The 12634-nt window shown below is 33.6% G+C and carries 13 protein-coding genes; 9 read left to right on the top strand and 4 right to left on the bottom strand.

Translation table 11 applies throughout. From position 1 onward, the window contains the following. Positions 1–88: 88 nt before the first annotated feature. A complete protein-coding gene (locus tag ACTG3Y_RS12070) occupies positions 89–604 on the bottom strand; it encodes a DUF4920 domain-containing protein (protein WP_439153176.1) in 516 nt (171 codons plus the stop codon). 116 nt (positions 605–720) lie between these two features. On the opposite strand from ACTG3Y_RS12070, the gene ACTG3Y_RS12075 reads away from it, so the two are divergent. Beyond that, on the top strand, positions 721–1791 hold the full coding sequence (locus tag ACTG3Y_RS12075) for a branched-chain amino acid aminotransferase (RefSeq protein ID WP_439153177.1): 1071 nt from the start codon (positions 721–723) through the stop codon (positions 1789–1791). A 6-nt stretch (positions 1792–1797) separates the two neighbouring features. Here ACTG3Y_RS12075 and ACTG3Y_RS12080 read toward each other — a convergent pair whose 3' ends face one another. After that, positions 1798–2184, bottom strand: a complete 387-nt coding sequence (locus ACTG3Y_RS12080) for a hypothetical protein (protein ID WP_439153178.1) — start codon at positions 2182–2184, stop codon at positions 1798–1800. Positions 2185–2739: 555 nt separating this feature from the next. Here ACTG3Y_RS12080 and ACTG3Y_RS12085 point away from each other — a divergent pair. Further along, positions 2740–4065 (top strand): DUF5723 family protein, encoded by a 1326-nt coding sequence (locus ACTG3Y_RS12085; RefSeq protein ID WP_439153179.1) that lies wholly within the window; start codon positions 2740–2742, stop codon positions 4063–4065. Between the two features lie 65 nt (positions 4066–4130). Here ACTG3Y_RS12085 and ACTG3Y_RS12090 read toward each other — a convergent pair whose 3' ends face one another. Beyond that, positions 4131–6158, bottom strand: a complete 2028-nt coding sequence (locus ACTG3Y_RS12090) for a dipeptidyl-peptidase 3 family protein (protein WP_439153180.1) — start codon at positions 6156–6158, stop codon at positions 4131–4133. Between the two features lie 94 nt (positions 6159–6252). Here ACTG3Y_RS12090 and ACTG3Y_RS12095 point away from each other — a divergent pair, with 94 nt between their 5' ends. Together ACTG3Y_RS12095 and crcB are read left to right on the top strand one after the other, a co-directional pair. Continuing rightward, positions 6253–7266, top strand: coding sequence for an SRPBCC family protein (locus ACTG3Y_RS12095; protein WP_439153181.1), 1014 nt, complete (start codon positions 6253–6255; stop codon positions 7264–7266). Continuing rightward, entirely contained in the window at positions 7267–7632 is a 366-nt protein-coding gene (gene crcB / locus ACTG3Y_RS12100) for a fluoride efflux transporter CrcB (RefSeq protein WP_439153182.1), read from the top strand. Between the two features lies 1 nt (position 7633). Here crcB and ACTG3Y_RS12105 read toward each other — a convergent pair whose 3' ends face one another. Continuing rightward, positions 7634–8236 carry a DUF1684 domain-containing protein gene (locus ACTG3Y_RS12105; protein WP_439153183.1) on the bottom strand — a complete coding sequence of 201 codons (603 nt, stop codon included), beginning with the start codon at positions 8234–8236 and terminating at the stop codon, positions 7634–7636. A gap of 234 nt (positions 8237–8470) precedes the next feature. Between ACTG3Y_RS12105 and ACTG3Y_RS12110 the strand changes: the two genes are divergently transcribed. From ACTG3Y_RS12110 to ACTG3Y_RS12130, 5 genes are all read left to right on the top strand, one after another. Further along, a complete protein-coding gene (locus ACTG3Y_RS12110) occupies positions 8471–9682 on the top strand; it encodes an MFS transporter (protein WP_439153184.1) in 1212 nt (403 codons plus the stop codon). 32 nt (positions 9683–9714) lie between these two features. Beyond that, the gene (locus tag ACTG3Y_RS12115; protein WP_439153185.1) at positions 9715–10686 is read left to right on the top strand and encodes a YpdA family putative bacillithiol disulfide reductase; all 972 of its coding nucleotides are present in this window, start codon (positions 9715–9717) and stop codon (positions 10684–10686) included. Next, complete coding sequence (locus ACTG3Y_RS12120; RefSeq protein WP_439153186.1) at positions 10683–11060, top strand: VOC family protein; 378 nt, start codon at positions 10683–10685, stop codon at positions 11058–11060. The genes ACTG3Y_RS12115 and ACTG3Y_RS12120 overlap by 4 nt, the downstream gene beginning before the upstream one ends. Before the next feature lie 7 nt (positions 11061–11067). Next, entirely contained in the window at positions 11068–11838 is a 771-nt protein-coding gene (locus ACTG3Y_RS12125) for a DJ-1/PfpI family protein (protein WP_439153187.1), read from the top strand. A gap of 46 nt (positions 11839–11884) precedes the next feature. Then, a partial coding sequence (locus tag ACTG3Y_RS12130) for an amidohydrolase family protein (RefSeq protein WP_439153188.1) occupies positions 11885–12634 on the top strand: 750 nt, incomplete at its 3' end.

Genomic DNA, 12634 nt, shown 5'->3' on the forward strand with positions numbered 1-12634 from the left:
CTTCTTTTCAACTTGTTCCACTGCTGGCTCTTCCTCATTTTTACAACTTGCAAACACCAGAAATGAGAAGACTAAAAGCTTGAGGGTCTTATTGTTTAAGTAAAACACCATCAGCTTCAAATGAATATGTGCGTTTTGGCTCTGTAATAGCTTCAATTTCTTCTTTTGTCTTGCCAGCGTCTTCAGCGTAATGTCTTAATTCATCAACTGAAGTTTCTGATACATAAGCCTTACCATTCACAACGACATCTCCTTCAGCATTTAATGGCATAAAAAAACCATAATCTTTAAATTTTACCATCACTTCATTTTCACCGTCCATATCTAAAGTCATCCAGCATCCTTTTTTAGAGCATACCTCTACTATTTTCGCTGTCATTTTAGAGTTAAGTGTGTCACCAGGTTTCATTGTTTTGTAAAGTTCCATCATTCTATCACTCGATAGCGCATCTGCGTCATTAATTTCCATTCCAAATGAAGCATATGCCATGTCTTTACTTGTGTCTTCAACAGTAACGTCTACTTCTTTTTCAGTAGTTTTCTTATCGTTTTTACACGAAACGAAAGCCACCCCTATTGCTAATACAAATATTATTTTTTTCATTTTTATAATTGTTGATTAGATTTATTAACGGATGCAAATTTACAAAATTAAAGGGAATATTACCTTTTTTTAACGCTCAGGTTTAATTACTTTTGCAGAATAAATCTCACCTTTTTATGGCGAAGAATGACATGGAAGATATCTTAATTAAAACCGCTGAATCTTCTAAAATTGATTCAGTAGATTTTAGCAATTTAGAATTTGGTAAAAATTTTTCAGACCACATGTTTGTGTGTGACTTTGAAAATGGCAAATGGCAAAAACCAAGAATCGTACCTTTTGAACCCATATCATTAATGCCTTCTTCTAAGATTTTTCATTATGGTCAGTCAATTTTTGAAGGAATGAAAGCCTATAAAGATGAGAATGAACAGGTATTTTTATTTAGACCAATTGACAACTTTAACCGACTGAATATTTCTGCCAAACGCTTGGCAATGCCAGAATTACCGGAAGGCTATTTTATGAATGGGTTAAAAGAATTGCTTAAAGTCGAAAAGGATTGGATTCCAACAGCAGAAGGTAGCGCACTTTACATTAGACCATTTATGTTTGCCACAGGTCAAGGATTTCACGCTTCGCCTGCAGATTCTTATAAATTTATTATTGCATTTGCACCATCAGGATCATATTTCTCAGGAAAGGTTAAAGTATTAATTGAAGAAAAATATTCGCGTTCTGCTAATGGTGGTGTAGGATTTGCAAAAGCTGGCGGGAATTATGCCGGTCAGTTTTACCCAACTCAGTTAGCTAAGGAAAAAGGTTACCATCAAGTTATTTGGACTGATGATAACACACACGAATATATAGAAGAAGCTGGCGCAATGAATATTTTTGCGCGTATAAATGATACGTTACTAACTGTTCCTACAAGTGATAGAATACTAGATGGTATTACCAGAAGAAGTATTTTAAAAATTGCAGAGGCCGAAGGTATTAATGTAGAGGTAAGAAAAATTAAAGTTACTGAGCTTATTGAAGCCTCTGAAAATGGTAGTCTAAAAGAACTCTTTGGAGCTGGTACTGCTGCTGTGGTATCACCTATTTCTGGGTTTGGTTTTAAGGGTAAAGATTATCAGTTACCAGAGTTAGATGACACTTATGGTGCATTCTTTAAAAAACGTATTACAGACATACAAACGAATAAAACGGAAGACCCTTTCGGATGGAGAATTAAAGTTTGCTAGTAATTTTTATTTCTCTAGTATTTCTTTAATGTGCGGCTTAAAGTAATTTGGTCCTTTTAAAACTTTACCATCCTCTCTATAAATAGGCTCACCATTTTCGCCTAATTTGCTCATGTTACTTCTTTGTATTTCGTTAAATACCTCTTCAATTTTATGTTGAAGACCATGTTCTATGATGGTTCCGCACAAAATATAAAGCATATCGCCAAGAGCATCTGCTACCTCCACTAAATCATTGTCATTCGCTGCTTCTAAATATTCTTCGTTTTCTTCTCGCATTAACTTGTAGCGCAACATGTTTTTTTCTATTCCTAAATCTGCTTTTGGTGTTTCTCTATATCCTATTTTAAAAGCCGCGTGAAATGCTTTTACAGCGTTAATTTTATCTTGCATATGTGTTTAGATTATTAGTGTCTTAATTGTTATTTTTGCATAAAAATAAGAAGATGTTTAGTACTGGTCAATTGATTTTTGGATTATTATTTTTTATAGCATTTGCTATAATAATTGGGTATCAGTACCGTAAAGATCTTCCTCTTCATAAGAAATACTATAAAGGCACAGTCTGGATACTAATTGCCTTCATTGGTTTTATTGCTATGATTGCTGTGGTTAAGTTTATATTTATGTAAACTATGTTTCTGAGTTATTAATTACCATCGCTGAGTTATTAAAGCATAAAAAAAACCATCTAAAAACCGACATAACTAAGATTTTCTAACTGTAATGAGAATCGATCTTAATATTATTCACATGTCTTTAATACACTTGATTGGATTTATTAAGTAAGATTATTAGTTAAAAAAATTAATTTAACTGCTTTATTCACCCTTTAGCCAAAATTTCGGAGAAATAAACTAATTTTTCTAATTTTTGGCGACAATCAACCTAAAACCCCTAATTCTAAACACCAACAAAAGCAAACTATTAATCATTAAAACAAAACTCATGAAAGCTAACCAAAAACTAAAACTAATTGCTTTTCTTTTATTTATTAACTTTTCCTTTGGCCAAAACTATATTGGTCATACAATAGATAATTTTTCTGGCATACATGGAGTAACTTATAATCCGTCAAATGTTGTCGATTCTAATTTTAGAACAGATATCAATTTATTTTCTGCTAGTTTTTTTGGTGGAAGTGATTATTTTGGAATAAATATCAATGATATTCTAAGCTCTGATGGCGGTTTTGATTTTGAAGAGGATGCAGAAAGATTGACAAGTGACTCTAATAATTTCTTTTTAAATGTAGATGCAATGGGACCATCATTTATGTTTAACCTTACACCAAAAAGTAGCATTGGAATAATTACTAGAGCGAGAGCCTTTTTTAATATTAATGATATAAATGGTGAATTATATGAAACTATTGCGGATGATTTTGATTCTGAAGACGATTTTAGTTTTGACTCTCAAAATTTAACAGGAAATATTCATGCATGGGCTGAAGTGGGCTTAGCTTATGGAAGAATATTAATGGATAAGCCAAATCACTTACTAAAAGGCGGTGTAACTCTAAAATATTTACAAGGTGCTGGAGCTGCTTTTATAAGCAGTCCCGGTTTGCAAGGGCAATATACTGCCAGTACTGAAATCTTAACAACTCAGGGAACTCTTAATTATGGAACATCACAGGATTTTGATAACGATGATATTGATTTTAGTAACCTCACTGCTGGTTTTGGCTTAGATATTGGTTTTACATATCAATGGCATCCTAATCGCGAAAGTGACACTATACGAAGCTATAAAGATCCATATAAGCTGAAAATTGGAATTTCTGTAACAGATATTGGGTCTATCAATTACAAAGATGCTACTATAACATCCTACGATTTAAACAATACTGTAGATACATCTACTTATGATGACGATGTTGAAGATTTTTTAGACAACAATTACAATAATACTGAAAGCAATAAGGCGACTAAAATAAACTTACCTACAGCATTACATGTGATAATAGATTATCGTTTAAGCAACAAATGGTTTCTGAGTGCACAAGCAGATTTATCTATGATAAAAGAAGATAATCAGCTTGCAAATACTATAATCAATAATGTAACCCTGTCACCGAGATTAGAAACGAAATGGTTTAGCTTTTATGCACCAGTAAGTTTTAGACAGTATGGTGATTTTGCTTTTGGTGGAGGTTTTAGGTTTGGTCCACTTACAGTGGGTTCTGGATCAGTATTTAGCAATCTGCTTTCTGACAGCTCAAAAACAACAGATTTATATGTAGGGCTGAAGATTCCTATCTACCGAAAATAATAAAACGATTACATAAAAAAGCAGTCATATAGTCTATATAACTGCTTTTTTATAATGTATAAGCTTTAATTTACCAAAGGTAAATGGCTGTACTTTTTACTATACGTTAACATCTGTTTAGAGTAACCTTCTGGTTGTGTTACTTTAATGGCAGTAATTTCACCTGCGTCGTTCATTTCTGTTACTAAAACAGGATTTACAAAACCACTATAAGGTGCTGATGTAAATTGTTTATTACGCTCTAAAACTTCTGCGTGTATTGCCTGTTCTACTTTAACACCATAGCCTTCTACCAAAGCTTCTACTGCTTCATAATCTCCTTCAGATTTAATACGCTGTGTCTCTTTTAGTAACTGACCAAATAACTCGTGTAATTTATCATAATCATTAATGTTATAATAGGTCTTTCCATCTCTAGTCACTTTTTCAATAACATTATCTTCCATCCCTTTCTCATAGGCCCAAGCACTTACCCATTGTCTGTTTCGCATATGTGCTTCTTCAACATCATCTCCTAAATTCAAACGAATTAATTGCGTCATTAATCCATTACGGATATAGCCATCATAAGCGGCCATGCCTACTTTTTTCCAATCCTCTACTAAACCAAGTTCTTGTAACTTAGAATCGTATAAATAATATAAACCAACTAAATCAGCACGACCCTCTTCTAAAGTAGATGCATAATTCTTTAGTGTCTCTTTAGTTTCACCTACACCTGGATTTAACTGACCAGAAGCATGACCAATCACCTCGTGTAAAGCCGTATGCAATTTATCAGCTAATTGCCCATATTCTTCTTCAAGTTTCAGCTCTTGATCATCATGAACAAATTCTTTCAGTCTTCCACTACTCCCTGCATTATTGTAAGCATTAATAATATTTCCAAGCGATACTGATTTACTTCCTACTTCCTTTCTAATCCAGTTTGCATTTGGTAAATTAACACCAATTGGTGTACTTGGAGATGCATCTCCTGCTTCACCTGCAACGGTAACCACCTTATAAGTTACACCTACAACACTATCTTTTTTATGTTCTTCCATTAAAGGAGAATTATCTTCAAACCATTGCGCATTTTCTGATAATACAGCCATCTTTTTTGACATATCAAAATCATTGATCTGCACTATAGTTTCATAGCTACCTGTGTAACCTAAAGGATCGTTGTAAACTTCTATAAAACTATTAATATAATCCACATTACCATCTGTAGCTGCTGTCCATGCCACGTTATAATCATCCCATGTTTGTAAATCACCGGTTTTATAATATTGTATTAAGAGACCAATTGCATCTCCTTGTGCCTTATTTTCTGCTACACCTTGTGCCTTCTCTAGCCACTTTACAACCTCATCAATTGCAGAACCATATAAACCACCAGACTTGTACACTCGTTCCTTTAATTCTCCGTCTTCTTTTACAAGTTGAGAATTTATACCAAAGGATAATGGTCTATCTGGATTTGGAGATGTCTTTGCTGCATAGAATTTTTCAACATCGGCATTTGTCACATTTGGTCCGTAAAAATTAACTGCAGATAAGGCAACGTTATCTACACCTTTTGCTTGATTCACCTTTTTCGCATCCTTATCATTGAATATAACATCAAATGCTTCACCATCTAATTTAGTGTTAGTAGCCAATAATAAATCATTCAAATAATCCTTAGAGAAGCCTGGTTTTAACTTGTCGTTGGAGTAATGATGGTGAATACCATTACTAAACCAAACTCTCTTGAGATAAACTTCAAAAGCTTTCCAATCTGCTGAGTTTTTATCGCCTTCATAATTAGTATAAATACTTTCTAAAGCACGTCTTATCTTAAGATTATGTCTGTAATTTTGGTCCCACATAATGTCGCGACCAGCTAAACCAGCTTCTACTAGATAGTAAACTAATTTTTGTTCTTTAAGTGACAAATTTTCCCAGCCAGGTATTTGATATCTTAAAATTTTGATATCTGCAAATTGTTCTACATTATAACTGAATTCTGTTTCAGTTTTTTCTGTAACTTCTGGTTTTGCATCATCCTTACAAGCCACAATAATTAAGGCTAAAAGGAAAAGTTTAAAGATCGATTTTAACTTCATGTTGTTAGATTTATTTAGTTGTACACAAATGTAACACTAATATCACATATCATAAAATTAGTATCTTTGAGGAACTACTAAATCTAATCAAAAAATGAAAGCTCTCAAATATGTACTGTTGTTGCTTTTAATTTTCATTATTGGTTTCTGTATTTATATCGCAGTTCAACCAAATTCTTTTGAAGTTACACGAACAAAAACTATTAATGCACCACAGCCTGTGGTTTATAATAATGTCATTGATTTTAAAAATTGGGAATCTTGGTCGTCTTGGGTTGAAGAGAATCCCGAGACTAAAATTACACTGGCTGACCAAACTAAAGGTATTGGTGGTTCATATTTTTGGGAAGATGATGATGGTGTTGGCACAATGAAAACTGTCGATGCTGAAGCGAGTTCTAGTATAACTCAAAAAATGCAATTTGGTGATTTTCCTAACTCAGATGTTACCTGGGATTTCAAACCTAATGAAGATGGCATAACCGAAGTTACATGGACAATTACTGGTAAACACTTACCATTTGTTTTTAAGGCATTTTCCACGGTTATGGGAGGTATGGAACAACAAATTGGTCCTCATTTTGAAAGAAGTTTGACTTTATTGGATAGTGTTATTGTAGAAGATATGAACAGGCATAATATTGAAATAAATGGAATAACAGAATATGGAGGCGGATTTTATTTATACAAAACCACAAATGCAAATTCTCAAAATATGAGTGCAAAAATGGCTGAAAATTTTGGAACGGTTATGGAGTTTATGGGTACTAAAGGACTTAAACAATCTGGTATGCCATTAACAGTATATAATGATATGAGTAGTGGTAATGTTATTATGAGTAATGGTATTCCTGTTAACCAACGTATAGATATTCCTGAAGGATCTGATGTATCACTAAATTTCATACCAAAAACTAAAGTTTTAAAAACCACGCTCACAGGAAATTACACCTATCTCTCTAAAGCTTGGGCGGCAACAATGAAGTACATAGCGAAAAATGGTTTAGAGCAGGCTGATCTTGACCCTTTCGAAATTTATACAACCGATCCAGGGAATTATCCTAATCCTGCAGATTGGAAAACTGAAATTTATATCCCAATAAAATAAATGAAACAATTACTCATAGTATTTGTAGGCGGTGGTTTTGGTAGTGCACTTCGCTTTGTCATCGGAAAATGGCTTAATAGTTCAGATACCGGAATTCCTTATGGCACATTTGCTGCTAATATTATCGGTAGTTTACTTATTGGTATTATACTGGGAATGGCTGCAAAGAATGACACACTAAGTCAAAGTCAGACGTTATTGCTGGCAACTGGTTTTTGCGGTGGTTTTACTACATTTTCAACCTTTGCATATGAAAATCATGTGTTTTTAAAATCAGGTGATTTTATGAGTTTTGCTATCTACACTGTAGCAAGTTTTATAGTAGGGTTTTTAGCCGTTTTCTTCGGCATGTATTTAGTTAAGTAATCTACGATTTTTTAAAATCCTTAACACCAGCCTCTATTTCTGTTGCAATATAATTTTCTCTTGGCACTATTGGGCAAGAATATTTCTCATTATAAGCACAATACGGATTATAGGCGGTATTAAAATCGATAATTAAGGTATCACCTTCGGGTATTCTTGCTTCTGTATATCTTCCGCCAGAATAACTGCCATTACCATTAGTGTCATCTAAGAATGGTAAAAACAAATAATCTTCGTAGCCTTCTTCATCTAATAATCCAAGATTTTGATAAATGCTTAGTTGAAATTCTTTTCCCTTCAGTGTGAATGTTACAACACCATACTGTACATAGTCAGGTCGTCTTTCCGTTGTGGTTTTCATCTTAAACGGCTTAGCATCTGGTGTTCTTTTAAGTGTTGCTTTAACCACATAAGTTGAATCAAACTTGTAAAAATCTAAACCCGTAAATTTCTTTCTGTCTTTATCTTTAAGTGGTGATTTAGTGGCATCTTTAAAATCTGCATTCATTTCTTTTTGCCAATCTGTTTCTTCGTTTAACGCTCTTTTATCTTGCGCGCAACTAATAGAAAAACACAATAAACACAATACTAATAAATTCTTCATTATAAGTTGATTTAGTCTTCAAAAATACAACTTATCAAATTTTATTGTAGCTTTGAGTCATTAAACAAGTAAAAATAATGTTACGAGTTAATAGATATACAAAGCAGACCTGTGTGATTTTTTTAGAAAACATTCGGATGTATTATCTATTGTAGCTATACTTATATCTTATCAAACAATATTTAAAAGTCCGACGTAACCGTCGGACTTTTTATTTTTATAACAACAACCAAAATGAAAACCCTCTTTAAAAACTATCTCAAAACTTTTGATGGACTATCAAGAGAAGTTTGGTGGCTGGCACTTATAACCTTTGTTAATAGGGCTGGTACAATGGTAATTCCGTTTTTATCACTTTACCTTACCGACAATCTAAAATTTACATTTCCAGATGTAAGCTGGATAATGAGTGCCTTTGGTTTAGGTTCGGTTGCTGGTACATGGATCGGTGGAAAACTTACTGATACTATTGGTTACTATAAAGTTATGGTAAGTAGCCTTTTGAGTACAGGGTTTCTATTTATTGCATTACAATTTTTAAACACTTTTGAAAGTGTATGTTTAGGCATATTCTTGGTTATGGTGGTTGCAGATACTTTTAGACCAGCCATGTTTGTTGCTATGAGCGTTTACAGTAAACCAGAAAACAAAACACGTTCTGTAACGCTGATAAGATTAACGATTAATTTAGGGTTTTCAGCAGGACCTGCAATTGGTGGTCTTATTATTACAACTATGGGTTATGGTGGATTATTTTGGGTAGATGGAGTTACATGCATAATGGCCACTCTCTTGCTTGTAAAAGTTTTAAATCCTAGAGTTGCTAAACCAGTCGACAATATAATTGTTGAGAGTCCTGTATCAGTTTATAAAGACAAACCATTCTGGATATTCTTTTTCGCTATGGTTATTTTTGGAATTATATTCTTACAATACTTTTCAACTATGCCTTTATATTATAAAGATGTACATGCTATGACTGAGCTAGAAATCGGTATTCTAATAGGACTGAATGGCTTTTTCATATTTGTGCTAGAAATGCCATTGATTAAATGGTTAGAACAAGTTGGATTTACGAAAGTGAAGTTGATAATAATAGGTTTACTCTTAACTATCTTAAGTTTCTTTGTTCTTAATTTGACCTCATGGATAGGTATTCTTTTAATTGGTATGCTTTTTATGACGGTTGGGGAAATGATTGCATTTCCTTTTTCAAACGCTTTTGCTATTGACAGAGCTAAGAAAGGAAACCAAGGTGAATATTTATCTATGTATGTTATGGCATTTTCCATTGCTCACATCTTTGGGCATAATGCTGGATTGAGATTGATAGATGCTTTCGGATTTAATAATACTTGGTATATTATGGTAGCATTGGGTGTTGTTGGAGTTTTACTGTTGTATTATTTGAATCGTGTACTAATTTCTAACAATGAATTAACGTAATTACTACTTAAAATCTTATAATTTTGGATTCTATGAAAAACACACATATTGATGTTTTAATAATTGGCGCAGGACCTATTGGAATTGCCTGTGCTCTTGAATGCAAGAAACGAAACTGGAATTATGTGGTAATTGAAAAAGGTGCATTAACCAATTCGCTATTCAATTATCCACTGAATATGACCTTTTTTTCAACTTCGGAAAAGTTGGAAATTGACGATATTCCTTTCATTAGTAACAACCCAAAACCTACTCGAAACGAGGCTTTGGAATATTATCGAAGAGTGGCAACTTCGAAAAAATTAAATATTAAATTGTATGAAGACGTTGCTTCTATTGAAAAGTTTGAAAACTATTTTGAAGTCACGACGACCAAAAGCCTCTACAACAGTAAGAAAGTGATTATAGCTACAGGGTTTTATGACATTCCGAATTTATTGAATGTCCCTGGTGAAGATCTGCCTAAAGTGTTTCATTATTACAAAGAAGCGCATCCATTTACATTACAAGATATTGCAGTTGTTGGAGCGAGTAATTCATCCGTGGATGCAGCTTTAGAAATCTATCGAAAAGGCGGAAACGTTACCATGATTATAAGAGGTGATAGTATTGGCGAACGCGTAAAGTATTGGGTACGACCAGATATTCTTAACCGTATCGAAGAAGGTAGCATTAAAGCTTATTTTAATTCTCAAATTAAAGAAATAAAGGATAACGAAATTGTAATTGAAACTCCAAAAGACAAATTAACTTTGCCTAACGATTATGTTATAGCGCTCACAGGTTACCGACCAAATTTTAAATTCTTAGCTGAAGCCGGAATTGAATTTTCTGAAGATGAAAAACACATTCCAAATTACAATCCTGAAACTATGGAATCTAATGTTGCAGGTCTCTATCTTGCCGGAGTGATTTGTGGTGGTATGGAAACACACAAATGGTTTATTGAAAACTCTAGAATTCATGCCAAAATTATTGGGAATCATATTGATAGTAAATTATGAATTTAAATCAAGTGACCATACCGTCCTTGGACGTGGAAAAAGCAGTAGCATTTTACAAAACATTAGGACTCAAAATCATAGTCGAAGCCTTACCAGAATATGTTCGGTTGCTTTGCCCAGATGGTGATGCTACATTTTCAATTCATAAAGTTGAACAACTCAATCCGAATGATGGTATATCAATTTATTTTGAAGTTGATGATCTTGAAAAAACAGTTTCAGACCTCGAACAAAAAGGTATTACTTTTAATACAGAAATTTTAAAACAATCTTGGCTCTGGGATGAAGCTCGTCTGAAAGATTTAGATGGTAACAATATTATAATTTATCGTGCAGGAGAAAATCGTAAGAATCCACCTTGGCGCATTAATTAAAACGAATATGACAAAACTCAAATACCACGTAGTCATAACTATTAGTAGTTTATTTCTCTTATTTAATTGCAATAATTCGGTAGAACAAAGCAGTGACTCGTATAGTAAGAATCTCAATCAAGTTAAAGACGATAAACAGTTTCTAAAATTAGATCCTAACCGATACAACGTCGCATTTCTAATTATGGATGGCACTTACAATACAGAATTGACTGCGCCTTATGATATCTTTCAGCATACTGTTTTTAGAAAAGGGATTAAAGCTATGAATGTATTCACTATAGCAAATACTGATGAACCAATCACAACGTTTGAAGGTATACGTTTACTACCAGACTTAAATTATGTTACAGATTCACTTCCAAAGATTGATGTTTTGGTTGTTCCCAGTGCAGAACATCATTTAGACACTGACCTTGAAGATGAGATTATGATAGATTTCGTTAAGAGGATTGATAAAGAAGCCCAATTCATAACTTCACATTGCGATGGTGCTTTTGTTTTAGCTAAAACAGGCCTGCTCGATAACGTAGTATCTACAACATTTCCAAGTGATATTGACAAAATGCGAGAAATGTTTCCTGATTTAGACATCAGAAAGGATGTGCTTTTTGTGCATGATGGTAAGTATATTACATCAGCTGGTGGAGCAAAATCATTTGAAGCTGCATTGTATTTAAGCGAACATCTCTATGGAAAAAATATAGCTAAATCCTTAGCAAAAGGCTTAGTTATCGACTGGAGTTTAGAGGAAGTTCCTCATTTAATTATCGAATAGATTTTATTCCGTATTTTTAAAAAACTATCCATTCAAAATACGACTTATGAAATCTCAAATTTCCACTTCCTTCTTTTTAGTCTTACTATTTTCTTTTTCAATTTGCTTCTCACAAAATCCAACTATTGGTGAAGGTCCTTTCAATCAACTTATTATTAGAGGCGCTACTCTTATTAATGGTGATGGCTCGCCACCAAGAGGCCCAGTAGATATTGTTGTAGAAAACAACATTATAATTAATATCCAAGTTGTTGGTTATCCTGGAGTAGAAATTAAAGATAGTAATCGCCCAAAGCTAAAGCCTGGAGGTAAAGAATTAGACGCTAAAGGCATGTATATTTTACCAGGATTTATTGATATGCACGGTCATATTGGCGGTGTTTCCCAAGGAGCAGATTGGGACTATGTTTTTAAATTATGGATGGCCCATGGCATTACAACAATTAGAGAACCTAGTGGTAGAAGTATTGATTGGACATTAGATTTAAAACGGAAAAGTGAGAAAAATGAAATTGTAGCACCTCGTATTTTTGCATACACTGGCTTTGGTCAAACTACCAAAAACTTTAATCCATTGAATGATTCACCAATTTCAACACCTGAAAAAGCACGTGAATGGGTAAGAGCAAATGCTAAAAACGGAGCAGATGGAATTAAATTTTTTGGTGCTGAACCAGAAATAATGGCTGCGGCCTTAGACGAAAATAAAAAATTAGGTTTAAGATCGGCTTGCCATCATGCACAGCTCAGTGTTGCGCGTTGGAATGTATTGCATTCTGCAAGAGCTGGATTAACC

The sequence above is a fragment of the Winogradskyella sp. genome, from assembly GCF_965656915.1.
In the GTDB taxonomy this organism is placed as follows: domain Bacteria; phylum Bacteroidota; class Bacteroidia; order Flavobacteriales; family Flavobacteriaceae; genus Winogradskyella.